The sequence below is a fragment of the Acinetobacter sp. 1294596 genome, assembly GCF_000582925.1.
Taxonomy (GTDB): Bacteria; Pseudomonadota; Gammaproteobacteria; order Pseudomonadales; family Moraxellaceae; genus Acinetobacter; species Acinetobacter radioresistens.
In genome coordinates this window covers 18,463-42,994 of sequence record NZ_JFCC01000024.1, presented here as the reverse complement: position 1 = coordinate 42,994, position 24,532 = coordinate 18,463, and the positions used below count along the sequence as shown (strand labels likewise).

25 protein-coding genes are annotated in these 24,532 nt (G+C 42.8%); 7 read left to right on the top strand and 18 right to left on the bottom strand.

The genetic code is table 11. The features are described 5' to 3' along the window. Window positions 1-233 precede the first annotated feature (233 nt). The 5 genes from J502_RS09795 to rplM form a co-directional block, all read right to left on the bottom strand. On the bottom strand, window positions 234-911 hold the full coding sequence (locus tag J502_RS09795) for a hypothetical protein (RefSeq protein WP_005016122.1): 678 nt from the start codon (window positions 909-911) through the stop codon (window positions 234-236). Between the two features lie 19 nt (window positions 912-930). After that, complete coding sequence (locus J502_RS09790) at window positions 931-1,359, bottom strand: ClpXP protease specificity-enhancing factor (protein WP_005016118.1); 429 nt, start codon at window positions 1,357-1,359, stop codon at window positions 931-933. A 9-nt stretch (window positions 1,360-1,368) separates the two neighbouring features. Continuing rightward, on the bottom strand, window positions 1,369-2,022 hold the full coding sequence (locus tag J502_RS09785) for a glutathione S-transferase N-terminal domain-containing protein (protein WP_005016115.1): 654 nt from the start codon (window positions 2,020-2,022) through the stop codon (window positions 1,369-1,371). Between the two features lie 336 nt (window positions 2,023-2,358). Further along, entirely contained in the window at window positions 2,359-2,745 is a 387-nt protein-coding gene (rpsI, locus tag J502_RS09780) for a 30S ribosomal protein S9 (RefSeq protein ID WP_034683952.1), read from the bottom strand. 12 nt (window positions 2,746-2,757) lie between these two features. Then, window positions 2,758-3,186 carry a 50S ribosomal protein L13 gene (rplM, locus tag J502_RS09775; protein ID WP_005016108.1) on the bottom strand — a complete coding sequence of 143 codons (429 nt, stop codon included), beginning with the start codon at window positions 3,184-3,186 and terminating at the stop codon, window positions 2,758-2,760. 553 nt (window positions 3,187-3,739) lie between these two features. Here rplM and pdxA point away from each other — a divergent pair. The 3 genes from pdxA to J502_RS09760 are packed head-to-tail and all read left to right on the top strand — an operon-like array spanning window position 3,740 to window position 6,384. After that, window positions 3,740-4,705, top strand: a complete 966-nt coding sequence (pdxA, locus tag J502_RS09770; RefSeq protein ID WP_005016104.1) for a 4-hydroxythreonine-4-phosphate dehydrogenase PdxA — start codon at window positions 3,740-3,742, stop codon at window positions 4,703-4,705. Between the two features lie 20 nt (window positions 4,706-4,725). After that, window positions 4,726-5,538 (top strand): 16S rRNA (adenine(1518)-N(6)/adenine(1519)-N(6))-dimethyltransferase RsmA, encoded by an 813-nt coding sequence (rsmA, locus tag J502_RS09765; RefSeq protein ID WP_005016100.1) that lies wholly within the window; start codon window positions 4,726-4,728, stop codon window positions 5,536-5,538. A gap of 3 nt (window positions 5,539-5,541) precedes the next feature. Then, a complete protein-coding gene (locus J502_RS09760) occupies window positions 5,542-6,384 on the top strand; it encodes a symmetrical bis(5'-nucleosyl)-tetraphosphatase (RefSeq protein ID WP_005016098.1) in 843 nt (280 codons plus the stop codon). A 111-nt stretch (window positions 6,385-6,495) separates the two neighbouring features. On the opposite strand, the gene J502_RS09755 is transcribed toward J502_RS09760, so the two are convergent. The 5 genes from J502_RS09755 to J502_RS16955 all read right to left on the bottom strand — a co-directional run bounded on the left by J502_RS09755 (window position 6,496) and on the right by J502_RS16955 (window position 9,696). Next, window positions 6,496-6,942 (bottom strand): DUF2147 domain-containing protein, encoded by a 447-nt coding sequence (locus tag J502_RS09755; RefSeq protein WP_005404335.1) that lies wholly within the window; start codon window positions 6,940-6,942, stop codon window positions 6,496-6,498. Window positions 6,943-7,037: 95 nt separating this feature from the next. Next, a complete protein-coding gene (locus J502_RS09750; protein ID WP_005016095.1) occupies window positions 7,038-7,706 on the bottom strand; it encodes an LrgB family protein in 669 nt (222 codons plus the stop codon). Between the two features lie 12 nt (window positions 7,707-7,718). Continuing rightward, a complete protein-coding gene (locus J502_RS09745) occupies window positions 7,719-8,090 on the bottom strand; it encodes a hypothetical protein (protein ID WP_005016094.1) in 372 nt (123 codons plus the stop codon). A 38-nt stretch (window positions 8,091-8,128) separates the two neighbouring features. After that, on the bottom strand, window positions 8,129-9,469 hold the full coding sequence (gene hflX, locus J502_RS09740; protein WP_034672559.1) for a ribosome rescue GTPase HflX: 1,341 nt from the start codon (window positions 9,467-9,469) through the stop codon (window positions 8,129-8,131). Between the two features lie 89 nt (window positions 9,470-9,558). Beyond that, window positions 9,559-9,696: a hypothetical protein gene (locus tag J502_RS16955; protein WP_005024813.1), complete on the bottom strand. Its 138-nt coding sequence runs from the start codon at window positions 9,694-9,696 to the stop codon at window positions 9,559-9,561. A gap of 180 nt (window positions 9,697-9,876) precedes the next feature. Between J502_RS16955 and J502_RS09735 the strand changes: the two genes are divergently transcribed. After that, complete coding sequence (locus tag J502_RS09735) at window positions 9,877-10,689, top strand: lysophospholipid acyltransferase family protein (RefSeq protein ID WP_034680291.1); 813 nt, start codon at window positions 9,877-9,879, stop codon at window positions 10,687-10,689. A gap of 67 nt (window positions 10,690-10,756) precedes the next feature. Here the strand turns inward: J502_RS09735 and J502_RS09730 are convergent, their stop codons facing one another. Continuing rightward, window positions 10,757-12,355 carry a phospholipase D family protein gene (locus J502_RS09730; RefSeq protein WP_005404333.1) on the bottom strand — a complete coding sequence of 533 codons (1,599 nt, stop codon included), beginning with the start codon at window positions 12,353-12,355 and terminating at the stop codon, window positions 10,757-10,759. A 136-nt stretch (window positions 12,356-12,491) separates the two neighbouring features. Here J502_RS09730 and J502_RS09725 point away from each other — a divergent pair, with 136 nt between their 5' ends. Continuing rightward, window positions 12,492-13,502, top strand: coding sequence for a metallophosphoesterase (locus J502_RS09725; RefSeq protein ID WP_005016086.1), 1,011 nt, complete (start codon window positions 12,492-12,494; stop codon window positions 13,500-13,502). A gap of 68 nt (window positions 13,503-13,570) precedes the next feature. Here the strand turns inward: J502_RS09725 and J502_RS09720 are convergent, their stop codons facing one another. Beyond that, window positions 13,571-14,884 (bottom strand): MFS transporter, encoded by a 1,314-nt coding sequence (locus J502_RS09720; RefSeq protein ID WP_034683950.1) that lies wholly within the window; start codon window positions 14,882-14,884, stop codon window positions 13,571-13,573. Window positions 14,885-15,023: 139 nt separating this feature from the next. Beyond that, window positions 15,024-15,665 (bottom strand): PAQR family membrane homeostasis protein TrhA, encoded by a 642-nt coding sequence (trhA, locus tag J502_RS09715; RefSeq protein WP_005016082.1) that lies wholly within the window; start codon window positions 15,663-15,665, stop codon window positions 15,024-15,026. Between the two features lie 102 nt (window positions 15,666-15,767). Here trhA and J502_RS09710 point away from each other — a divergent pair, with 102 nt between their 5' ends. Then, on the top strand, window positions 15,768-16,988 hold the full coding sequence (locus J502_RS09710) for a class I SAM-dependent methyltransferase (protein WP_034683948.1): 1,221 nt from the start codon (window positions 15,768-15,770) through the stop codon (window positions 16,986-16,988). A 93-nt stretch (window positions 16,989-17,081) separates the two neighbouring features. Here the strand turns inward: J502_RS09710 and J502_RS09705 are convergent, their stop codons facing one another. The 5 genes from J502_RS09705 to J502_RS09685 all read right to left on the bottom strand — a co-directional run bounded on the left by J502_RS09705 (window position 17,082) and on the right by J502_RS09685 (window position 23,058). Next, complete coding sequence (locus J502_RS09705; protein WP_005016077.1) at window positions 17,082-17,951, bottom strand: patatin-like phospholipase family protein; 870 nt, start codon at window positions 17,949-17,951, stop codon at window positions 17,082-17,084. Window positions 17,952-17,970: 19 nt separating this feature from the next. Further along, window positions 17,971-18,297, bottom strand: coding sequence for a hypothetical protein (locus J502_RS09700; RefSeq protein ID WP_005016067.1), 327 nt, complete (start codon window positions 18,295-18,297; stop codon window positions 17,971-17,973). A 207-nt stretch (window positions 18,298-18,504) separates the two neighbouring features. Continuing rightward, the gene (locus tag J502_RS09695; RefSeq protein WP_034683946.1) at window positions 18,505-20,643 is read right to left on the bottom strand and encodes a 3-hydroxyacyl-CoA dehydrogenase NAD-binding domain-containing protein; all 2,139 of its coding nucleotides are present in this window, start codon (window positions 20,641-20,643) and stop codon (window positions 18,505-18,507) included. A 10-nt stretch (window positions 20,644-20,653) separates the two neighbouring features. Further along, window positions 20,654-21,859, bottom strand: coding sequence for an acetyl-CoA C-acetyltransferase (locus J502_RS09690; protein ID WP_005016063.1), 1,206 nt, complete (start codon window positions 21,857-21,859; stop codon window positions 20,654-20,656). A 188-nt stretch (window positions 21,860-22,047) separates the two neighbouring features. Beyond that, the gene (locus J502_RS09685) at window positions 22,048-23,058 is read right to left on the bottom strand and encodes an AraC family transcriptional regulator (RefSeq protein WP_005016061.1); all 1,011 of its coding nucleotides are present in this window, start codon (window positions 23,056-23,058) and stop codon (window positions 22,048-22,050) included. A 205-nt stretch (window positions 23,059-23,263) separates the two neighbouring features. Between J502_RS09685 and J502_RS09680 the strand changes: the two genes are divergently transcribed. Then, on the top strand, window positions 23,264-24,397 hold the full coding sequence (locus tag J502_RS09680; protein ID WP_005016060.1) for a CaiB/BaiF CoA transferase family protein: 1,134 nt from the start codon (window positions 23,264-23,266) through the stop codon (window positions 24,395-24,397). Window positions 24,398-24,532: the final 135 nt, after the last annotated feature.

Sequence of the window (24,532 nt, the reverse complement as noted above, 5' to 3'; positions counted from 1 at the left end):
ATGGTAGTGTGGGGTTACCCATGTGAGAGTAAGTCATCGCCAGCTCATTATTCTAAAAAGCCCCCTCATTGAGGGGGCTTTTTTTTATGCAGGGGATGGAAAAGTGGAAGTACCTTTAGTAGGGGCTGACTATTAAAAAATTATTTAAACTTATGAAAAATTAACTAACTAAAAAATTATGAGGATAAAGAAAAAGGGCAGTTCAGCCCTAATTCTTATAAGTTTTATATTAGTTAACCCATCAGATTATGATAAGCACTAAACAGAATCCAAAGAATCACAAGTGCTACAATTGGCTCAAGGACTCGTGCCCACCCAGGCACAAGTGGATTAGACTCTGTAGTGGATTGTAGTGCTTGTACAGGCTCCTGATGAGGGCTCTCTTGAATATTTTGCTGATTTACCATTTGATTAAACTCCTTCATGGTTTCTTCTAATGATAACTCTTCTTGCTCAATTGGTTTAGAACCTATCAACTCAGTTAGCTCACTTGTTGCCCAAACCCAGTCATCTGCCTGTCCGGATAGGTGTTCAATTTGTCCTAGTAAGAGTTCTTTTAGTCCTGAAGGACCGAAATTCCCCGTATCATCTAACTGTTTAATTTCAGAGAACTGTACTGATAATACCTGTGTAATCGCATCTTCCAGCTCAAATTTACTTAAATTGGACTGATTCTTAGGGCAGGTGGTTAAATGCCGGGCGATTTCCTGTATATACAGCTGATCTTGAGTACGAATTTCTTGATAAACCTTATTGGCATCATAACGCCATAAAGTAATCAGCTTTGCTAAAGCAAGCGTATTAATTTCACAAATATACTTTTTTCTTTGGTCAGCTGGGTATTGTTTAAGCAGCTGAGGCTTTTGAATTTGTATTTGCTCAGCGAAATATTGGACTAAATCAAAAGCCATGGTGAACTCCCTAATTTTTTTAATCTAAAAGTCTCAAACTCGGTTTTTTCTTAGGTGAATCAGTTGTTTCTTGTTCAGCAGATTTTAAAGTATCTTTTTCTGTTTGGGTATCTGGATATTCTGCTGGATCGAAAAATAAGCCCTGACCATTTTCACGTGCATATAAGCCTAGTACTGCCTCAATAGGAACATAGAGTTCGCGAGATGCGCCGGAAAAACGTGCGGAGAAAGTAATAGCCTCATTACTCATATGAAATTGATGTACTGCATGAGGTGCAATATTAAGCACAATCTGTCCGTCTTGAACAAACTGTTCTGGAACCATCGCTTGAGGATGGGTTGCATTGACCAGCAAGTGTGGTGTTAGCTGGTTATCACAAATCCATTCATATATTGCCCGGGCCAGATAAGGACGGGTAGGGGACAAGTTAAGTTCTTGTTCAGTCATAATCGAGCTCTATTGATTAACTAGAATTTCATTGAAACGGTTTTTTTCTTGCTGGGTCATCGATTTGACAAAAGCAGGACGGCTAAAAATACGCTGACAATAAAGCAGGATTGGCCGGCAATGCTGTCTTGGCAGTTCAATTCCCATAGATTTTAACCGTATAAAAATAGGTGCCAGCATACAATCTAATATTGTAAAGTTTTCAGACATAAAATAGGGAAAATGTTGAAAAAGCGGAGTTAATGAAACCAAGGTATCTTTAAGCTCCTGCCGTGCCTGTTTTTGTTCTGGCTGGCTCAATGTGTCGCTATGGCATAGCAGGATGTCTGCAAGTCTGAGCCAGTCCTGTTCAAGACGCCAGATATATTGACGCTGCTCTGCACGCTGCATAGGTGCATCCGCATAAAGCTTATTTTGTCTATAGCGATCATCAATATATTCAGAAATAATGACTGTATTGAAGAGCTTAAGATCTTGTTCAACCAGCATTGGCAAGCGGTTATAAGGATTCAGGCTGGCTAGGTCTTCATCTTCATGATCAACCAATACCAGATGGTATTTAATCTGTTTTTCAGCCAGTACCAAGCGAATCCAGTGTGAGCGGAAGTCATCTGCATGACTATATAACGTAATACCCTGTAGTGGTGTATTTTCCAAAGACATAAACCAGCAAGAAGCAAAGTGGATAAATTAGGATACTAAAATTCAACCTAAAAAGCACGAACCATAAAGGACTAATCCTATTAAGACGGGATAGATTATAAGAAAAATGACAGGAGTGAGATAAAATGATGATTAAATTAATGCTATTAATATTTTTTATTATGATCGGGGTAATTAATTACTATTTAAACAAGTCATTCTGGTGTCATGAAGGAATCTGGGGTAAGGATGTTCATGAGCAATAAAAACCTAATCGTCTGCTTTAGAATAGAAGGATGAATCAATAAAAAAGCCCTGATAAAAACCAGAGCTTCTTTGACCGATTCAGTAAACGAATTAACGTTTAGAGAACTGAGGACGTTTACGTGCTTTACGTAGACCAAGTTTCTTACGTTCAACTTCACGAGCATCACGAGTTACGAAACCAGCCTGACGAAGAGACGGTTTTAGTGTTTCGTCAGCAGCGATCAGAGCACGGGTAATACCGTGACGGATTGCACCAGCTTGACCACCGATACCACCACCTTTAACAGTGATGTAAAGGTTATATTTTTCAGTAGCTTCAAGAAGCTCTAAAGGCTGACGTACAACCATACGAGCAGTTTCACGACCGAAATATTGCTCTAAAGAACGGTTGTTGATCACGAGTTTACCAGTACCAGCTGATAGGAAAACACGTGCAGTTGCGGTCTTACGGCGACCTGTGCCATAGTTAGTAGCCATGTGCTGTATCCCTTAGATATCCAAAACTTGTGGCTGTTGAGCAGCGTGTGGATGCTCGCTACCAGCGTACACTTTCATCTTCTTGATCATTGCATAACCAAGAGGACCTTTTGGCAACATACCTTTAACAGCTTTTTCTAGAACTGCTTCAGGTTTGTGAGCGATTAACTTTTCAAAGTTAGTCTCTTTTAAACCGCCTGGGAATTCAGTGTGGCGATAGTATTTCTTGTCAAGTGCCTTGTTACCAGTTACTTGAACTTGCTCAGCGTTAATCACAACGATGTAATCACCAGTGTCAACGTGAGGAGTATAAGAAGTCTTGTGTTTACCGCGTAAACGACGAGCGATTTCAGTCGCTAGACGACCAAGAGTTTTGCCAGAAGCATCAACAACGTACCAGTCGTGTTGTACTTCAGCTGGCTTCGCGCTGAGAGTTTTCATTCAACCACTACCTATTATAGTTGGTTTGGACAAAGAAGCTGTCCAAACAAAAAGGAGACCGAATTCTACCCGATAATCAGGAGAACCACAATAAAAAAATCGAGTATTAGGCTTCTAATGTTACGCTTTAAATTATAAAAAGAGAAGGTTGTTTACTGGATCCTTCTAAAGCAAATTTGTATAAAGATATCTTAGTTAAAGAAAGGTAGGCCTTTTTAAAAATACGGCACTAAATTTGTGTGAAGTGCTTGTACTTCATAAAGAATGAAGGGATTCAAAAAGGGCTAGTCAGTTTATAGTCTGTATTAGCACTATATGACGAGCCCTAATATTTTAAATATTAATTTTACTGCTAGTATTCTCTATATCTATAGAGTTTTAAATAAAATTGATGAAGCTATAAAATCTTTTATCTGGAAGCTTCTTTATTTTAATAAGCATAACGCTGCTACATACAATTTAAGACCCTATACAATGCTCTCAGCTGTACAATATAAATTAAAGATGATTAGGTCTGAAGTTAATCATCCTTAAAACTCAGGAGTCGTTAAGTATGCTGCCTTTATATGTGACCAGTGGTGAGCCGGCAGGAATTGGTCCAGATATTTGTCTCAGTTTGGCAGAACGTATGGATCGACGGCCGATTGTTATTCTGGCTGACCGCACATTGTTACTCGACCGTGCGGAACAACTGGGCTATAGCCTTAAACTGATAGACTATACAGGACAGCAGCAAGCTTGTGTTCCCGGTGAATTATATGTCGAACATGTTCCTCTAAAAGTACCTTGTAAAAATGGTGAGTTAAATCCCCAAAATTCAGCATACGTACTTGAGCAGTTACAGCGCTCGGCGGCTTATGCCATGACAGGAAAAAGCGCGGGGGTAGCGACTGCACCTGTACAAAAATCTGTAATCAATGAAGCTGGAATAAAATTTAGTGGACACACTGAGTACTATCAGGAGTTTGCCGGAGTAGAGCGTGTAGTGATGATGCTGGCAACCAAAACCTTAAGAGTAGCACTGGTCACTACTCATTTGCCCTTGCGTGCTGTTCCAGATGCCATTACAGAAGAACGCCTGCATCAAGTGATCAATATTCTGCTTCATGATTTAAAAACTAAATTTAAGATTGAGCAACCGAAGATTCTGGTTTGTGGACTAAATCCGCATGCAGGTGAAAATGGTTATCTGGGCCGTGAAGAAATTGAAGTAATTAACCCGGTGTTAGAACATTACCGTGCACAAGATATTAATATGAGTCTGAGCCTGCCCGCTGATACATTATTTACGCCAGAAAACCTAAAGGATGCTGATGCTGTTTTGGCCATGTATCACGACCAAGGGCTACCTGTGTTAAAATCTCAAGGTTTTGGTGAAGCCATCAATATTACATTGGGTTTACCGTTTATTCGTACTTCAGTTGATCACGGCACTGCATTATCGCTTGCCGGAACTGGTCGGGCAAAAAGTTCAAGCCTACAGGTTGCGGTTGACCTGGCGCTTGAGTTAGCTCACTAATTTTTGTTGGAAATCGTTCTATGTATCATATTAATGCCCTAAACCCTAAAGATGAAGGGCATAAGGCGCGAAAACGCTTTGGCCAAAACTTCCTGCATGATCAACGGGTAATTGAAAAAATTGTACGTTCAGTCAATCCTCAGCCGGGTGATAATATTGTAGAAATTGGTCCTGGACTGGCTGCGTTAACTGCACCTCTTATTGCCGAGTGTGAAGCACTGACCGTGGTGGAACTGGACCGTGATCTTGCAGCAGGTTTGCCTGGACGGGTACCTTATCCTGAGCGTTTGACCATTATAGAATCCGATGCATTAAAATATGATTTCAGTCAGCTTTTTAAAGAAGGTCAGCCATTACGTGCAGTAGGCAATCTGCCTTACAATATTTCTACGCCATTATTGTTTCATCTCCTGGAGTTTGGCGATAAAGTCAAAGATATGCATTTTATGCTGCAAAAAGAAGTTGTAGATAGAATTACCGCTGAACCAAATACTAAAGAATATGGGCGCCTGTCAGTGATGATTCAGTATTATTGCAAGCCGACCTATTTGTTTGAAGTGCCACCCGGTTCATTTAATCCACCACCAAAAGTGACATCTGCAGTATTTCGTCTGGAACCCTACAAAGACAAACCGATCGTAGCCCAGAATGAAAAGGCTTTGGCACGTTTAGTTTCGCATGTTTTTACCCAGCGTCGTAAAACTCTGCGTAACAGCTTAAAAGGAATGCTGGCAGAAAATGGTTTTGAAAAAGCCGGGGTTAATCCGATGGCACGTCCGGAAACATTAACACTTGCCGAATTTGTTGCTCTTTCTGACAATATGGTGAACTAAGATATGGCAAAACGCTATAACTATATTATCGGAGACATACAGGGCTGTTTTGAGGCTTTAAAAGCATTACTCAAGCATATTCAGTTTGACGCTAGCCAAGATTTTATCTGGTTTGCTGGTGATATTGTCGCACGTGGTGAAAACTCACTGGGTGCATTGCGCTTTGTCAAAAAACTGGTTGAGAATGGGGCAGCAGCTACAGTTCTGGGAAATCATGATCTGAATCTTTTGGCCTGTGCCCGTGGTTTGAAAGAAACCAAACCTAAAGATAAAACTCAGGAAGTGATTGATGCTATAGATAGTGACGAGCTGATTGACTGGTTGCGAAAACAGCCCCTGTGTCTATTTCCTGACGAGAAAACAATACTAACCCATGCCGGCGTGCCTTGTATCTGGACCGCAGAACAGGCTGCCTGCTTGGCCCATGAGGTGGAGGCTATACTGGCTCATGAAAATTTTACAGTATTGGATGACTTTCTAAGCGCGATGTACGGCACAGAACCAGACATATGGTCAGATAAATTGCAGGGTAATGCGCGTTTACGCTGTATTACCAATTATTTGACCCGGATGCGCCTTAGCAATGCAGAAGGCCGTCTTGAGTTCAGCTTCAAGGATTCTTTAGATGATCCAATGCCGGCAGGCTTTCAGCCTTGGTTTGAATTTGATTCTAAAGCCGCAGAAACACATCAGATTGTATTTGGTCATTGGGCAGCCTTACAGGCTAAGACTGTCAGTACGAATATTCAGAATGTTGATGGAGGCTGTGTCTGGGGAAATCAGCTGGTTGCATTTCGTCTAGAAGATCAGCAATTATTTAAAGTCGATAATCCTTGCGTTGACTAGAGGCTTATTAATTTCTTAATGAGCAATATGCTAGAAAAAATTGTTAGAAATAATCTATAAAAAACCACTCGGTATGAGTGGTTTTTTAATGAAAAGATTTTATAGATTGAATTAGTCCTGACGAATCCAAGTCTGATTACGCCCCAAAGCAGAAACGCCAACATAACCACGTAACTGAAGACGTTTACCATTCGAACTCAGTTTGGCTTTCATGCTGTAAATTTTTCCACTTAAAGGATCGATAATACGGCCGCCCGTATAATTTTCACCTTCAGTATGTTTGAGACCAGTTAATACATCCATACCAAGAATTGGTTTATTGGTATAAGGCGCTGGACAATTTACACATGTTTCTTTAGGTGTATAACCTGGACGTGGTGTAACTTTGATAATACGACCAGTAAATGAACCATTGGCTTCCTGCCTGATCTCAATCAATGCTTTAGATGAGCCAGTTTTATCGTCAATATTTTTCCAGGTCCCCGAAATATCCTGTGCAAAGGCTGCACTCGACAATGCGGAAAAAATGATGGCGCTGGCAAACTTAATTTTCTGCATCATTCAAATCCTTTTTGTATGAAAATGATCACAAATGTTATAGTAAGGTTAAACTTTAAACTCTTCAATCTTTATTTATGATTACCAGGTCACATTTATTGTAAATAAAGCAAGAATGTTGGAAGCCAGATTGCGGTAAATACACCATTGACAGCCATTCCAAATGCTGCATAACGACCGGCAACCTGTCCACGTTGCCAAGCTTGAGCTGTACCAATTGCATGTGCTGCTAACCCCAGTGCAAGGCCAGACGCCCGTTCATCATTAATGTGTCTCAAGAGCAAAGGTGAAAAAGCAGCCCCAATCACACCGGATAGAATTACAATCAGGGTGACGAGAGTCAAAGGTGCATGTAACAAGGTAGCAATGTTCAGTGCAATTGGTGTTGTGACTGCCCGGGTTGCAAAAGCTAAAACAGTGGGCTCAGACATGTGCAATAAATAAGCAAGAGTCATGGGTAATGCAACCGCACTAACACTGGCAAAGACCAGAATGCCGACCATTGTTTTTAAGGGAAGATCGTCATAACGCATGGCCGCCAGCGGGACAGCTAAAGCGACAGTTACATAACCCAGCAGTCGATTAAAAATTGGATTGACATTCTGCATGTAATCTTCATAAGGCTGCTGAAGCAAGGCTAGCAGTCCGACCACAATGAACATACCAAAAACCAGTAGAGGGACCTGAGGAAATCGTTGATTCAAATATTTTGCACAGAAGTAGCTGACTGTAGTTAGCAAAAAGCCAAAAATAATCATGAGCATCGTTTTTATTCCTTATAACCAGCGTTTTGCCATTTTTGCATAAACCCATAACGGGAACAGGGTACTGATCACCAGCACTACCAGAAATAACGGAATATCTTTACCCATATGTATCAGCATCATAAGTGAGCCGGCACAGATGGGTAAAAAGGCAAAAGCGCTTTCTTTCATGATCTTATTATTGGTATCCACCAGACGGTGTGGCAATTTTTTAAATCTACGCCAGATCAACAGGATAATCAGCAGGCTGATCAGTCCAGTCAGATTACCCAGTTCAGGATGATTCCAGATTGACATGACCCAAACAGCAGCTTCACGGAAGATAACAATCAGGGCAAGCGTACCTGCCCAAGCGGCCCAGTCTATATTTTTAATTCGGTCCATGTCTTATTCAGCTTTTTTAAAACGTTATTTATCACGTTTTAACCTATCTGGTCCCTGATTTCAAACTCTTCCAGTGGTCGTTTGAACTGTTGAGAGTTCTGACCAAGTATTTCATCAATGGGTAAATGAGCTTGCTTGATCAGTTGCTCGAGTTTGTGGGGGGCCATATTCACAGTCAGATGAAGTTGACCTTCATCATCATAGGCTTCTGATTGGATCACATTCAGAGCATAAAGCTGTGTACGTAGCTTGCCATAAGCAGGATTGAGGACCAGTTCAAATTGCTGGAGTTGGCCCATCAGGCATTCCTGAACAGCCTGACGTAGCAGTTCAAGTCCCTGGCCTGAATGTGCCGATACATACACCCGTTCCGGCATGTGCGGTTTGGCATAGATAATTTTGGCTGCTTCACCACTTACATCGATCTTATTGTATACGCGCAGTACAGGTACATCAGCTCCAATTTCTTTAAGCACTGACTCTACGGCATCAATCTGTTCCATCATATCAGGGGTGCTGCTATCAATCACATGCAGCAACAAAGTCGCTTCCAGTGTTTCTTCGAGCGTAGCCTTAAATGACTCTACCAGAGAGTGGGGCAGGTTACGTACAAACCCTACCGTATCAGCCAGTACCAGACTGCCAATACCATCCCATTCCAGTCGCCGTAAGGTTGGATCTAATGTGGCAAAGAGCTGGTTAGCCGCATAGACTTCAGTATTTGCCAATATATTAAACAGGGTAGACTTACCGGCATTGGTATAACCCACTAGTGAAACAGTTGGAATAGCAGCTTTCTGACGTGCAGCACGTCCTTGCATGCGGGTCTGGCGTACTTTTTCAAGTTTGTCTTTTAGCTGGCCCATACGGATCCGCAGTAAGCGACGGTCTGTTTCTAGCTGTGATCCCCCCGGCCCACGCAAGCCGATCCCGCCTTTTTGTCGTTCTAGGTGAGTCCAGCCACGCACCAGACGGGTAGACAAATGTTCAAGTTGTGCCAGCTCAACCTGCAGTTTACCTTCATGAGTCCGAGCACGCTGTGCAAAAATATCCAGGATAAGGCCAGTCCGGTCAATGACACGGCACTGCATGACTCGTTCGAGGTTACGTTCCTGTGCAGGAGACAGGGAATGGTCAAAAATAACCAGATCAATCTCTTCAGTCTTGACCAGTTCAGCAATTTCTTCTGCTTTACCTGAACCAATAAAAAGTTTTGGGTCTGGCTTAATACGTTGTGCAGTTACATGGTGTAGGATTTCAGCGCCTGCTGATTGAGCTAAAAGGCGAAACTCTTCGGTATCGATATCTTCCAATAACTGGACCGAAACACTGACCAGGATTGCTCGTTCACCACCTTGATGTCGCTCAAAATATTCCACTAATCTGTAGACTCTCTAGCATTAAAACTTCATTTTAAATAAAAGCTGTATCCTACGCGAGCTTAATTAATTAAATTCGGTAACAAGCTTTAGATCATGCTGGAAAAGGCCTGAGCTGTTAAGATCATTCCACCGGCATACAGAATTGACCAGCCTAAAATAGTTTTTAAGGTAGAAAACATTTCAATATGTTCTACAGGGGGCTGCTGCTGGTTAGATACTTTCATCACCTTACCTCTATTTATTAATCCGATGAATATATAATATTTGATTGGATAAAATAATTAAAATTGAATTTTTTTATCCTTATGTTCGGTTTTTATCATCAATGCAAGGAGTGCTTTAAAAGTATAGAATGGAGCTGCAATTGAAATTGTTAAAATATGATCAGTTTTAGTGATAACTCTATGTCTCAGCTTTCCACTCAGCCTGTGCCGGTCTCCGGGCTTTCTAAAATCTGGCTTTACAGTAAAAAAATCGTCACGGGTATAGCACTTATCATAGAGGGCTTTTATCTGGTTTATCGTCACAGGTTATATAAGCATCCTAATAAAGTAGAAAATACCCGTTATGTACAGTATTTCTGTCGCCGTCTTGGCGAGGTATTTAATGTCGAGGTGCGGATTCATGGCACTATTCCTCGCCAGCCAGCACTTTGGGTCAGTAATCATATTTCATGGTTGGATATCGCAGTAATTGGTTCAGCAGCACGGGTATTTTTCTTGGCCAAGGCCGAAATTGAACAGTGGCCAGTGCTGGGTAAACTGGCTAAAGCAGGCGGTACGTTATTTATTAAACGGGGTTCTGGTGATTCAACCAGAATTCGTGAGCAGCTTACCGATTTTTTGAAACAGGATATTCCGGTTCTATTTTTTCCTGAGGCCACTACATCTGATGGCAGTTATATCAAGCGGATATATGGCCGTTTGCTGGGCGCCGCATTGGCTGCACACAAACCGGTACAGATTGCGCTGATCTGTTATGTTAACCAGCAGGGAAAGTTAGATACGATTGTTCCGTTTATTGATGATCTGACTTTTGCTGAACATGTGCGCCGTGTACTTGAAATGCCACCTGTTACAGCCCACCTGATGGCTTTACCCGCTATTTCAGTAGAAGGCCATACGCTTGAGAGCTTAACTGCTGAAGTCCAGCAGGCTATGGTCAACGGTCTGGCCGAACTACATCAAAATGTTTTAAAAACTACTGCTATATCTTAAATTGAATAGCCAATTTGAAAATAAAAAGCTCGGTCGTCTGAGCTTTTTATTTTCTGTTCTGAATACTTTACATAAAGCCTTCTAGAGGTAACCAAGACAGGGCCTTAATGCCGGCACGTTCCCACCATTTCATTCGTGGCTCTTTATGATAGATCTTTCCACCCGGCTCTTGTGGCTGGAATTCCCAGGTCAGTTTATTATTGGCATCTAAAACCAGTTTATATGCATATTTTTTAAGATTTTCATCCATAGTTTTATGCACAGCGTTCGCCAGTTGAGGGCTGTTAAGAATGACTCCAATTTCAGAGTTTAAATAGGCTGAACGGGGATCAAAATTAAAAGAACCAATAAATACCTGTTTTTCATCTAGTGCCATCATTTTGGCATGCAGGCTGGAGCGACTGAGTCCTTTCATGCTGACTTTGGCTTTTTTTGAAATCTCCTGATTTACTTCATTTAGTTCTTCATCCGTGACAGCAGGTAGAAACTCATAAAGCTGTACACCATTTTCGAGCAACTGTTGACGGTACTTGGCATAAAATGCGTGTACAACGGCGACGTCATTTGCTGCATAAGAGTTAGTGAGTACCCGAACTTTAATACCGTCTTCTGCCAGCTGGCTCAGCATTTTCGCACCTTGCTTTTCAGGAACAAAATAGGCCGAGATCAGATCAACACTCTGTTCTGGTTTATCCAGATATTTTAATAACTGAAAATTGAGTAAACCTTCCTTTTTTGCTTTTGCTTTAATTTTTTCAGGTGGATCTTTAACGACCTCTGCTTTTACCCAGTCAAAACCAATTTTGTGATAAAGCCATTCATCAAATGCTTTAGAACGGTTCGTCAGATCCAGATAGTTTTGTACACTCACTTCCTGATTATGGATGTCGAGCTGACGTTTCAGGCTTTCATAGCGTAAATGATGCCGCTGTGCACTGACAATTTCCTTAACCGGATAGGCATAATCATCATTCCAGTAGTCATCAAAGGAATGCACAATATCATCAACTGCTGACCCTACCAGCATGACATCAACATCTGAGAACTGATAGGTTTCACTAACGTTATAGTACTGGTTGCTCATGTTACGTCCACCGATCAGGGCAATTTGGTGGTCAGCAATAAAACTTTTATTATGCATACGTCGGTTGATGCGTTTTAGGTCAAGCACCATGTCCATGGCACGGTATTTCCGGAAGCGATACGGATTAAATAGTTTAATTTCAATGTTTTTATGTTGTGATAACGCTAAATAAATTCCTTCCATGTTCTTGGCATTGTTATCATCTATCAGGAGCCTGACTTTAACACCGCGGTCTGCAGCACGAATCAGGGCATGCAGAGCCAGTGCACCAATCCGGTCGTTGTCCCAGATGTAGTATTGCAGATCTAAAGATTTTTCAGCTTTATCGATGAGACGTAGACGTGCTGCCAATGCTTCAAGTGGATCATATAGCACATGGTAACCTGTCAGGCCCGGATTCTGTTCACGTAGTGGTGTAACGATCTGCGAAAGGCTGGTTTGGCTTGCATCAATATCATGGGCGTACTGAGGAACTTGAGGCATTTGTCGAGGTAGCGTGGTACAAGCCGGAACAGTGAGCAGTAAACTGCAGCTCGCTAATAGCACAGCGCCAGACGAAGATTTCAAAGATCGTAAACGCATAAATAAGAGTGACCGATAGGACAGAAGAAACCGTAGCAATATGCTTACGAGTACAGAACTGAGCTAGAGTATAATTGGGTCGTAACAAAATATAAATATATAGCCCATTCGGGGCGATATGGATCAGAGATAGAGTATGCTGAAACTGACATCCCTAGTATTTTACTTTTATCTGAGCTTTGGACTCATTGCGCTCTGGGCAGTCTCTCAAGCCTGGATCAGCCAATCGCGTACCGAAACGATTCATCCTTTTAAAGCCTTTGTGCATCTATTGGCTTTCTATCTTTCTTATCTGCTTTTTCCCTTATTCTTTTTTAGCCTGTATGCAGGCTGGAGTGGTTATTTCAGTATCCATGAAGCTGTATTTGTCTTTCTTCTCAGCAGTGTGCTGATCTATGCACGTTTTATTGAGCCTCATTTAGTGCATGTACATCGGCACCGGTTCTCTTTAAATCCTGAAAAACCTTTTCAAAAACCGGTTAAGGTTGCTCTGGTTGCTGACTTGCATATAGGTTTATTTTCCGGACATGAACGCCAGCTTAAGATTATTGTAAATAAAATTAATCAGGAAAATCCTGATATTGTTGTGGTTGCCGGAGACTGGACATATGAACCTGAAAACCAGCTGGCAAAAGAACTTGAGATGTTGCGTGAGATTAAGGCACCCGTATATTCGGTGACCGGCAATCATGACGAACAGTATCCGGGACCGCCTATTCAGGAATTATTACGACACGCATTAGAGAGTAACAATGTCATCGACATTGAGGGGAAGATTGTTGAATTTGATGAATTCCGACTGATTGGAGTAGGTGACTTGTGGGCAGGTAAAACAGACATGCGCTTACTTCCAGAGTTACCTCAAGACAAGCCTTGGTTAATTTTGTCGCATAATCCAGATACAGTAGATATGGTACCTGCTTTACCGACACGTCCCCTCATGCTTTCAGGCCATACTCATGGTGGACAGGTCGAACTGCCTTGGGTAACCAACTATATTATGAAGAAAGTCTCGATACTGGGGCATAAACGCGGTTTGTACAAGCACGAACATGCAGATGTATTTGTAACGGTAGGGACTGGAATGGTTGGGGTACCTTTTCGTTTTCGTGTACCGCCAACTATTGATATTATTGAATTAATTTGATGCAGGCAGTTTCATCACCTGATATAAAAAAGACGGGCTTCTCCCGTCTTTTTTATAACTGCTTCAGCTTAGATCTGGTTATTTACATCTTCATTTTTAGTTTCACGGATTAGCATAAACGCAATCAGTGAAAGAATAGAAGCGGCTGAGAGATAATAACCAACTGCTGCCAGACCATAATTTTCAGCCAGTTTAGTCGCAATCAGCGGTGCAAATGATGCACCGAAAATACCTGCGAGGTTAAATGTTAAAGCAGAACCGGTATACCGTACTGAAGTCGGGAACAGCTCAGATAAAACCGTACCAATTGGCCCATAAGTCATTCCCATAATTGCAAGGCCGGTACATAAGAACAGGAATACGACCAAGGTACTACCTGATTCCAGCATGGAAGAAAATACCAGACCAAATAAGGCAGCCGCTATACATACCCCAATAGAAGTAGCTTTACGGCCAAACTTTTCTGCAAATACTGCAGAGAGTGGAATAAAAGCAGCAAAACATAAAGTTGCAATCAGTTGCAGTTCAAGAAACTCACCCCGTGAATAACCTAACTGTGTTGTGGCCCAGTTCAATGCAAATACGGTGGTTAGATAAAAGACAACAAAGGTACAGATCGCAGCCACAGTACCTAAAACCAGCATTGAAAAGTGCTTGGTAAACACTTCTTTAAATGGAATATTAACTTCTTTCTGTTTATCAAGCACCTTCTGAAAAGCAGGGGTTTCATGTAATTTCAGTCGGATATACAGACCTACAATAACCAGTGCCGCACTTGCAATAAAAGGAATACGCCAACCCCATTGCAAAAATGCTTCTTCAGACATCAGAGCGCCTAGGAGCAGAAATGAGCCAGTCGCCAGAATAAAGCCAATTGGAGCACCAAGCTGAGGAAACATGCCATACCAGGCACGCTTGCCTTCTGGTGCATTTTCAGTAGCCAGCAATACTGCACCACTCCATTCACCCCCCAGCCCCAAACCTTGGCCCAGACGGCAAAGTGCCAATAATAACGGAGCTATAATACCAATCTGTGCATAGGTAGGTAATAAACCAATACAGACTGTGGAGATACCCATCGTCAGAAGGGCAGCTACCAGTGTTGCCTTACGGCCAATCCGGTCACCGAGATGGCCAAATAGTGCTGCACCAATTGGGCGGGCAATAAACGCAATAGCAAAAGTCGCTAAAGACTGGAGTACTGCCGCGCTACCGCTTCCTGCCGGAAAAAACAGGTGAGGGAAAACAATCACTGCGGCAGTCGCATAGATATAAAAATCAAAAAATTCAATCGTCGTGCCGACGAGGCTCGCGAATAAAACACGAGCCTTAGAGTTAGTCGCTACTTCGGTGGTAGCAGCTGTAGTAGTTGATGACGCCATGGGTAACCTTACACTTCGTAAAAATAAATATTAGTTTTAAAAGCGTAATCTTTTTAAAAAAGGCGTAATTTCTTAAAAAAACAACGAAAATTAATCCATTAATCTCGTTCAGGGTCACTGAAAAGTGAGTACAAATGAATTAGATTACGTAAAGATAGATCGCCAGGAAGTGTAATCCTGCGCCTAACAATACAAAAATATGCCAGATAGCATGAGTATATCTTACTCTTTTTAAGGCATAAAACAATGCACCAATCGTATAAGCCAAACCGCCTGCAATTAAAAGGGTTAAGGTCTGTTTTGACAGGTACTGCCGCATGTCATCCATAACTAGCAACGCCATCCAACCCATCAACAGATAGGCCAGCAGGGAAATCTTTTGAAAACGGTGAATAAAAATTAATTTAAATATTGTACCAATACCAGCAATGACCCATAAGGCAATAAGCAGGTTATGTGCTTTAGTGGTAGGCAATGCAATACTTAAAAAAGGCGTATAAGTACCTGCAATGAGATAATAAATGGCTGTGTGGTCCAGTTTCTTGTACCAGAATCTGCGCTGCTCGGTTCTGGAAAAGTGATATAACGTTGAACTGGTGAACAGTAATACCATGCTGCCTGCATATATCCATAATCCAATCCACTGACCAGTCGGGAGATCACTGCCTTTTATGACCATCAGGACACCGGCGATCACGGCAAGTACTGCACCGACTGCATGGCTATATGCATTAAACTGTTCTTCTCTCGGATGATAAGATTCCGCAAGTGAAGAAGTCATAAACCAACCAATATATTTAAAAGTACAAGTGTATATTAATACAGTTTTGCTTTTCAGGTAAGAACATTTAAAATTATTACTAATTTATCCAGGATTCTTTCCATGACATCTCCTGAAAGCTTTTCTGAACAGGAACAGCAATTTTTAAAAGAATTTCAGCAATCCCTTGATTTAAATCATTTTGAACGTCTGATATTAAGTCAATATCAAGGTAAGCTTGAGGGGCTGCAAAAGATTACTTTCCGTCTGGTTGAGCTGCAAAATCAAGTAAAACTCTCTGGGCTGTATCATTATCAGACTCAAGATGTCACAAAAAACTATACTCTAGAAGAGGCGGTGCTGCACATTACATCTCTGCTTCATGACTGTAAACAGGCTAACCTGCTGATTGCATCTCATGAACTACAGCTGAAGAAAAACAAGAAAAAGGTCATGCTTACCCGTACAAAAAGAAAAGACATAATCAGCAAAGATACACCGCTTATTAGTCATGACCGGGAAAAGCAGCGTTATGTTGCACAAGATCGCCTATTTTTAAAATATTTAGGAATTACCGACGAAAAGGCCCAGATTATTCCGAGCATGGCGCGTAAATGGAAACAGATTAATAAGTTTATTGAAATTTTCTCAGGTGCTTTTGAACAGATTACTACACAAGATATAGTACGAATTGTTGATTTTGGTTCAGGCAAGGGCTATTTAACCTTTGCTCTATATGACTATCTGCAAGAACAGAAACAGAAATTGCCTTTAATTACCGGAGTAGAACTGCGGCCTAATCTGGTCAGTTTCTGTCAGGAAATCGCACAGAAATCTGGATTTGAACATCTTGATTTTTTTGAAGGAGATGTGCGGACCTATCATCCTGAGCATCTTGATGTCATGATTGCCCTGCATGCCTGCGATGTGGCAACCGATTTTGCCATTCATACCGGTATCCGTTTAAATGCATCCATGATTATGTGCGCACCATGCTGTCATAAAGAATTACGCCCTCAGCTAGAAAGTCCTGAGGTTCTCCAGCCAATGCTGCAATTTGGAATTCACGCCGGACAACAGGCCGAGATGCTGACAGATACTATCCGTGCCTTATTACTCAAAGCTTATGGCTATGATACCAAAGTCTTTGAATTTATATCTTTAGAACATACCAGTAAGAACAAAATGATACTCGCGACCAAGCGCAAGAACTTCAAGCAGCCTGACCAGTCTGTACTGGAACAGATCAGGGCTTTAAAGGAGATGTATGGTATCCGCAAGCATTCTCTAGAACTGTTGTTAAATGACCAATGGGATCAACAGGATATTGGTTGCAAATGTTAACCTGGAAAATCTGTTCAGTCTTTAACTAAGCACTAGTGCACTGTGAACCAGAATGAAATAGCGCAAAACTGAAAATATTATAAAAGCCTTGGACTATCTCAAGGCTTTCCATGCCTCAATAGCCTGCAGACCCACATCTAATCCCACTTCATAGGTATATTGCAGTTTTCGTTTATCCTTGCAGAGACGGTTGGCAAGCCGTTTGTCATCTGGTGGGCAGATTTCCAGAATCTTTTGTGTCACCGGTGCAGTTTGAGCCTGTCGAATGAACTTTACCGACTGATTATAGCGTTCACAGCGTTCTTGCAAACTTAAGGCAAATCCTTGATTCTTTTTAACTATATATTTTGCCAGAAACTGGTCACCCTTACTGCTGGCTTTAAAATAGTTTTTTGGCCGGGTACGAATCACCATTAGTTGCGTAACATCAGGCTGGGCTGCTGCCCACTGTATTGGCAGGGCATCTGCTACGCCACCATCGAAATAAGGTTCACCATTTACCAGTACGGGTTGACGGGTCAGTACCGGGATGGAACTAGACGCACGTAATCCGTCGAAAATGTTCTCTTGACTAGCGCGTACATATTCAGCATGGCCATGAATGGCATGAGTCAGAACCATATAAAAATCTGGATTTTGCCTGAACAGTGCATCCTGATCCAAAGGTGATTCCTGTTCAACAACATCCCACATCCACTGCATGTCTAGCAGATCACCCCCTTTAAGAAAACGGCCATAGTGGATGAACTCACGGCGCAGGGAATGATCCAGATAAATATCAATATTCCTTCCTATCTGGCCTGCAAGATAGTTAGCTACATTGGTTGAGCCAGAAGAAACCCCCACAAATAAACTGAAAGGATTAAAATCATGTTTTAAGAAAGCATCGAGCACACCACAGGTGAAAGAGCCGCGCATACCGCCGCCCTCTACTACAAGTGCATTACGTGTTAGATCTGTCATATGCTTTTAATTCATCAGTTTAATGAGAATGTTCCTGATCACCGTGGCTATGTTCAATATGTTCGCCCGGAGCGGTTGAGGTTTCAGTAGAGGGCTGATCCGGCTGCTGAGTTGCATTAGCCTTTTGCTGGTTAGCCTGTGCTGCCTGCATGGCTTCAGGTGACATGGCCGGTGCATTTTTAAAGGCATGCTGCTGAGTATTTTTTTGCTGCTGACTTGGCATATAGTCTGGCTCATTGGTTACAGCCAGATAAAAAAAGCCCATAAAGAAACAGCCTAGAATCACGGCAACAATCAGTGCTTTCCAGCCCCATGGAGAATGCTCAGGAGAAGAATGATCTACCATAATAAATATCCAAAGTAAGAAAAAATACTGACTAAACTGGGTATAGTTATAGCATAAAACTGTCAAGAAATAGACTGGGGATTTCTAATATACTGAAAATGAAAAAAGAATTTTTTGTTTAAAATATAAAAGCTAAAAATGGTTAAATATGAAATGTCTACATGAGAAACAAAAAAGACGCGCAATCGCGTCTTTTTGTTCTGATCATTAAGCAGCGATTGGTAGTCCAGATTGTGCATGTTGTCTTAACCGCTGTGGTGGAGCAAAACGCTCGCCATATTCTGCAGCCAGCTGTTCAGCACGAGCCAAGGCACGTTCCAATCCGTAGTGGTTCAGGTACTGTATGGCACCACCAGTCCAGGGTGCATAACCGATGCCAAAGATAGAACCTACATTGGCGTCGACTACAGATTCCAGCACACCTTCCTCTAGACAGCGTAAGGTATCTAGAGCCTGCACAAAAAGAAAGCGCTCAATCAGCTCCTGCTCTGGCACTTCCTTATTTTTATTCCAGCGGCTCAAGCCTTTCCATAAATATTTTTTACCTTGGGCCGGATATTCATAAAAACCCTGACCTGCGGCTTTACCCTTACGGTCAAATTCATGAATCATGGTTTTAATCACTTCATCAGCCGGTGTCAGGGGTAAATCTTGACCTATGGCCTGTAACGCTTTACGGGTTTCTTTTGCGACGTGCTCGCTTAAAGTCAGTGAAACTTCATCCTGAATTGCGAGTGGACCGACGGGCATACCTGCCTTGAGCGCTGCCATTTCTATACGTGCCGGATGGATTCCTTCAGCCAGCATGCGCAGACCTTCCTGTACAAACTTGCCAAACACCCGACTGGTAAAGAAACCACGACTGTCATTGACCACAATAGGAGTTTTACCAATCTGCTGCACAAAGTCATAGGCTTTAGCCAGTGTGGCTGCCGAGGTCTGCTGTCCCTTAATAATTTCGACCAGTTGCATTTTGTCGACCGGACTAAAAAAATGCAGACCAATAAACTGCGCAGCATTACGACTGGCCTGTGCCAGATCAGAAATGGGCAGGGTCGAGGTATTTGATGCCATCACACCCGTTTCATTTAAATAGACTTCTGCTTGCTGGGTAACCTGTGCTTTAAGCTGTTGATTTTCAAATACAGCTTCTATCACCAGATCACAACCTTCCAGGGTGCTTATATCAGCTGTAGGATGGATCAACTGTAAAATCTGGTCACGTTTTTCAGCACTCATACGGCCTTGACTAACTTTCTTATCAAGCAGTTTCTGGCTGTAGGCTTTACCCTTTTCAGCATTTTCTATAGATACATCTTTGAGTATTACTGAAATTCCTTTAATTGCAATAGCATAAGCGATTCCTGCTCCCATCATGCCAGCGCCTAAAACAGCTACCTTTTTAGCCTGCCATTTTTCATATCCTGCCGGACGGCTAGCCCCTGACTTGATGGCATTTAAGCCATGCCAGAACGTTCCGATCATATTTTTAGACACCTGTCCGGTGGCCAGATATGTAAAAGCGCGTGATTCAATCGTAAGTGCAGTATCAAAGTCGACCTGCGCACCTTCAACAGCTGCTGCCAGAATCGCTTCAGGGGCAGGGTAGCAGCCTTTCGTTTTATCAATCAGTATGGCTGGAGCAATCGCCAGCATCTGGGCAACCGCAGGGGGTTTTGGATCTCCGCCCGGAATCTTGAAGCCTTTAACATCGAAAGGCTGCTGTGACTGCGGATGAGCCTGAATCCAGTCAAAGGCCTTTTGTAATAGTTCTTCTTCATGATCTGCCGTAGCATGAATTAGACCCAGTGATAAAGCTTTTTCTACACCAAACTGTTTTCCTTCAATTAAATAAGGCAGGGCAGTTTGGATGCCCAGCAGTCGGATCATCCGGACAATACCTCCACCTCCCGGTAACAAACCCAAGGTCACTTCAGGTAAGCCGAATTTGGTTTCAGAGTCTTTTAAAGCGATACGGTAATGGCAGCCAAGTGCCAGCTCCCAGCCACCACCTAAAGCTGTACCATTTAAACAGGCAACCACTGGAATACCCAGAGTTTCGATATAGCGCAAATCTGCTTTGAGTTTTTGTACCATATGAAAAAATTCAGTTGCCTGTGCCGGTGTGGTAGTCACCAGCTCGTCAAGATCTCCACCGGCAAAGAATGTTTTTTTGGCTGAACGGAAAATAATACCTTTTACTTCAGTTTCAGCTCTGAGCTGCTGAACAACTTTATCTAGCGATTCACGGAACTCGGCATTCATGGTGTTAGCTGACTGGCCGCTGGAATCTAGGGTCAGCACTACAATCTGGTCTGTATTCTTTTCGTATTGAATTGCGCTCATGTTATTCTCCTTATACGCGCTCGATAATAGTAGCAATTCCCATGCCGCCGCCGACACATAAAGTCGCCAGGCCACGTTTTTTATCCTGACGCTCCAGTTCATCTAGTAAGGTCCCAAGAATCATGGCGCCAGTTGCACCTAGTGGATGTCCCATTGCAATTGCACCGCCATTGACGTTTACTTTGGCTGGGTCAACCTTGAGCTCATGAATAAAGCGCATGACCACTGCTGCAAAAGCTTCATTGACTTCAAACAGGTCAATATCATCAATACTCAGTCCAGCCTTTTCTAGTGCTTTACGTGCAGCAGGTGCTGGCCCGGTTAGCATGATCGTCGGATCGGTGCCAACCAGAGCGGTCGACAAGATTTTAGCTCTAGGTTTCAGATTCTGTTCTTTCACTGCTTTATCAGAGGCAATCAGTACCAGTGCAGCGCCATCAACGATACCAGAAGAGTTTCCGGCATGATGTACATGATGAATCTTTTGTGCTACCGGATATTTTTGTAGGGCTACTGCATCAAAGCCCATTTGGCCCATCATTTCAAAGCTCGGATTAAGTTTGGCTAGCCCTTCAGCCGTGGTATTCGGCTTGATAAATTCATCTTCTGCCAGAATGACAACACCTGCTTTGTCCTTAACCGGTATTACAGACTTTTTGAAATAACCACTGGCCTGGGCTTGTGCAGCTTTCTGCTGTGAATGTAGCGCAAAGTGGTCTACGTCTTCACGGGTATAGCCGTCCAGTGTAGCAATCAGGTCAGCTCCGATACCCTGTGGGACAAAACCACTGTGTAAATTGGTTTCCGGGTCAAGTGCCCAAGGACCACCATCTGAGCCCATCGGTACACGTGACATAGACTCGACACCACCTGCCACCACCAGATCCTCCCAGCCAGAGCGAACCTTCATTGCCGCCATATTGACCGCTTCAAGGCCTGAAGCACAGAAGCGGTTAATTTGTACACCGGCAACGTCATCATTCCAGCCCGCTGCGACAGCTGCGGTTTTGGCAATATCTGCCCCCTGGTCACCTACAGGCGTTACACAGCCCAAAACAATATCATCAACTTTAGAAGTATCAAGCTGATGACGATGCTGTAATTCGTTGAGTAATCCGGTGAGCAGACTGATCGGTTTAACTTCATAAAGTGAGCCGTCTTTTTTCCCTTTTCCTCGCGGGGTGCGAATGGCATCAATAATATAAGCCTCGCTCATAATTTTTCCTTTTTATATTGAATGACTGGTTTTTCTAATTTTTGAGTGTACTGCAAAGCAAACAGAGTGCAATGACGAGAACGAATCAGGCTAAATGTTGGTTTTTGCCAATACTGAATATAAATAATTATAAAAAAGCCCAAGTGTTTACACCTGGGCGGAGGAAAACTCGGAAATTGAGTTAAGACTTAATGATAACCATGTAATTGGCGGTACAGACCCGGGGTGACGCCAGTCCATTTCTTGAAAGCGCGGTGGAAGGTGCTGGTTTCACTAAAACCGACCTGCTGTGCAACATCTTCCAGGGTTAATTCCGGATTAAGCAGCAGGTGAATGGCAGCATCGCGGCGTAAGGCATCTTTAACTCCCTGATAGCTTTTACCTTCTGCGGCCAGACGGCGGCGCAGGGTCTGCGGTGACAGATAAAGCATGGAAGCAACATCGTTTAAGGTTGGCATCTCTTCGCCAATCTGGCTCTTTAACACATCACGAATACGCGATGTAAGAGAATTTACATTTTTGAATTTCACCAGCAGTTGTGCTGGCGCAGTTTTCAGGAACTCTTCCAATGACTCATCATTCTGACGAATGGGCAGGTCCAGATAGTCGGCAGCGAAAGTTACTTCAGTACGTGGTGCATCAAACTGCATGACCGGCGCAAAAAATAGCGCATCATATTCATCTGCATGGGCAGGGCGGGCATAACCAAAATGTACCCGTTCTAGCGGTATGCGGCGTCCGATCAGCCAAGAAGCCAGACCATGCCAGATCATCAGCATACTTTCAGTAATAAAGTGGTCCGGGTCCATACTTTTAGGAATTAATGGCACCAACCGTGCTTCATGCTTGTCACGCTCTAGCGTAACTGACCATTCATCACCAAACAGCTTATAAAACTGTGAAGAAAGTTCTAGTGCATCACCGAGAGTTTTGGCATGTATAATCAGCTGGCACATAATGGCAAAGGTGCCGAGCCGACGTGGCTGTACGTCAAAACCGACGTGTTCATCCTGAGTGACCATCCATAGCATTTTAATGAAACGGGTGTACTGTTCAGGCGAGATACGAGCTTTCGGCTGGCGTAGCAGTTCGGCCTCGATACCGACATGTGAAAGTAAGGTTTCTACATCCATGCCGAGGCGTTTTACACCAGTCAGAGCCGCATTAACGAAATGGATACTAATCGTATCACGGCTCATGTTAAATCCTTCAGTCTCTTTTATGTTCACGTGTGGTTGACCTAAATGACGCTAAAAATTATTTAATTGGCAATTTACAATAGGTAGACTACCATTTTTACATGATAAATTGCCGAAATGATCAAGGTAAATGGCTGAACATGACATTGTTTACCCGATTTTATCTTTTTAAGATGAAATGAAACCTTATCTGGATAAAACAATAATGACTACCCCCTTAAATGGACTGAAGGTACTGGATTTCTCGACTTTATTGCCTGGACCTTTTGCCAGTTTGTATCTGGCCGATCTCGGTGCAGAAGTTATTCATGTCGAGTCTGCAACTCGCCCCGACTTGATCAGGCTTTTACCGCCTTATGCTAATGGACAGGCAACTGCACACAGTTATTTAAACCGGAATAAACAGTCAGTAACTCTGGATTTGAAAGATAAGACCAGTATTGAACTGATCAGGCAAAAAATAAGTGAATTCGATATTGTAGTGGAGCAGTTCCGGCCAGGCGTAATGAAACGTTTAGGCCTAGACTATGCTGTACTGGCCGAACTTAATCCGCGACTGATTTATTGTTCAATCACTGGCTATGGTCAAGATGGTCCTTATAGGGACCGGGCAGGACATGATATTAACTACCTTGCTGTTGCTGGTATCGCAGGCCATAGCGGACGAGAAAAAGATGGTCCACCCCCTCTGGGCATTCAGGTGGCAGATATTGCAGGAGGCTCACTCCATGCAGTCATCGGTATTCTCACTGCAGTGATCGAGCGTCAGCAAAGCGGACTCGGACAATATATTGATATTTCCATGACAGACTGTGTAGCGACTTTAAACAGTATGGCTGCTTCCGCTGCTCTGGCCGGGCAAACTCCGCAGATGCCAGAACAGGAACACTTAAATGGCGGGACATATTATGACTATTACCAGACTAAAGATGGCCGTTATCTATCTGTCGGCAGTCTGGAACCGCAGTTTATGCAAGGTCTGGCCCAAGTCTTGGATCTTCCTGTTCTGCTAGAAAAAGGTGCTTCTTTTGATAGTGATGACCGAAAACAAGTCAAACAGGCTATTCAAGCTAAAATCTTAAGGAGAACCTGGGCAGAGTGGAGTAATACTTTTGCAGCACTGGATATTTGTGTCGAACCGGTGCTGAGGCTGGATGAAGCCCTAAATTCTCCTTTAGCACAAGCCCGTAAATGGATTGTTCAAGTGCCTGTAGCAGCAGACCTGAAAAAAACCGAACCGCAGCTGGCTTGTCCTATCAAGTTCTCCCGATCACAAGCACGCTATACATTTAGCGGTCAGAGCCTAGGAGAGGGAAACTGGCCTGAATCGTCTCAGTAAATTGCACAGGAACAGGTAGAATAACAACTGATCATCGTGTTTTGGCTCTTTATCAATAAAACCGCTATTAAATATGTAAAAAACGCATTTTGTTGATGAACCAAAGCTCGTTATGCTATCAGCCGTTATAATGAA

Coding starts and splice junctions, on each gene's coding strand:
- J502_RS09795 (WP_005016122.1), bottom strand. CDS start 911: ATGGCTTTTGATTTAGTCCAATATTTCGCTGAGCAAATACAAATTCAA.
- J502_RS09790 (WP_005016118.1), bottom strand. CDS start 1,359: ATGACTGAACAAGAACTTAACTTGTCCCCTACCCGTCCTTATCTGGCC.
- J502_RS09785 (WP_005016115.1), bottom strand. CDS start 2,022: ATGTCTTTGGAAAATACACCACTACAGGGTATTACGTTATATAGTCAT.
- rpsI (WP_034683952.1), bottom strand. CDS start 2,745: ATGGCTACTAACTATGGCACAGGTCGCCGTAAGACCGCAACTGCACGT.
- rplM (WP_005016108.1), bottom strand. CDS start 3,186: ATGAAAACTCTCAGCGCGAAGCCAGCTGAAGTACAACACGACTGGTAC.
- pdxA (WP_005016104.1), top strand. CDS start 3,740: ATGCTGCCTTTATATGTGACCAGTGGTGAGCCGGCAGGAATTGGTCCA.
- rsmA (WP_005016100.1), top strand. CDS start 4,726: ATGTATCATATTAATGCCCTAAACCCTAAAGATGAAGGGCATAAGGCG.
- J502_RS09760 (WP_005016098.1), top strand. CDS start 5,542: ATGGCAAAACGCTATAACTATATTATCGGAGACATACAGGGCTGTTTT.
- J502_RS09755 (WP_005404335.1), bottom strand. CDS start 6,942: ATGCAGAAAATTAAGTTTGCCAGCGCCATCATTTTTTCCGCATTGTCG.
- J502_RS09750 (WP_005016095.1), bottom strand. CDS start 7,706: ATGCTCATGATTATTTTTGGCTTTTTGCTAACTACAGTCAGCTACTTC.
- J502_RS09745 (WP_005016094.1), bottom strand. CDS start 8,090: ATGGACCGAATTAAAAATATAGACTGGGCCGCTTGGGCAGGTACGCTT.
- J502_RS16955 (WP_005024813.1), bottom strand. CDS start 9,696: ATGAAAGTATCTAACCAGCAGCAGCCCCCTGTAGAACATATTGAAATG.
- J502_RS09735 (WP_034680291.1), top strand. CDS start 9,877: ATGTCTCAGCTTTCCACTCAGCCTGTGCCGGTCTCCGGGCTTTCTAAA.
- J502_RS09730 (WP_005404333.1), bottom strand. CDS start 12,355: ATGCGTTTACGATCTTTGAAATCTTCGTCTGGCGCTGTGCTATTAGCG.
- J502_RS09725 (WP_005016086.1), top strand. CDS start 12,492: ATGCTGAAACTGACATCCCTAGTATTTTACTTTTATCTGAGCTTTGGA.
- J502_RS09720 (WP_034683950.1), bottom strand. CDS start 14,884: ATGGCGTCATCAACTACTACAGCTGCTACCACCGAAGTAGCGACTAAC.
- trhA (WP_005016082.1), bottom strand. CDS start 15,665: ATGACTTCTTCACTTGCGGAATCTTATCATCCGAGAGAAGAACAGTTT.
- J502_RS09710 (WP_034683948.1), top strand. CDS start 15,768: ATGACATCTCCTGAAAGCTTTTCTGAACAGGAACAGCAATTTTTAAAA.
- J502_RS09705 (WP_005016077.1), bottom strand. CDS start 17,951: ATGACAGATCTAACACGTAATGCACTTGTAGTAGAGGGCGGCGGTATG.
- J502_RS09700 (WP_005016067.1), bottom strand. CDS start 18,297: ATGGTAGATCATTCTTCTCCTGAGCATTCTCCATGGGGCTGGAAAGCA.
- J502_RS09695 (WP_034683946.1), bottom strand. CDS start 20,643: ATGAGCGCAATTCAATACGAAAAGAATACAGACCAGATTGTAGTGCTG.
- J502_RS09690 (WP_005016063.1), bottom strand. CDS start 21,859: ATGAGCGAGGCTTATATTATTGATGCCATTCGCACCCCGCGAGGAAAA.
- J502_RS09685 (WP_005016061.1), bottom strand. CDS start 23,058: ATGAGCCGTGATACGATTAGTATCCATTTCGTTAATGCGGCTCTGACT.
- J502_RS09680 (WP_005016060.1), top strand. CDS start 23,264: ATGACTACCCCCTTAAATGGACTGAAGGTACTGGATTTCTCGACTTTA.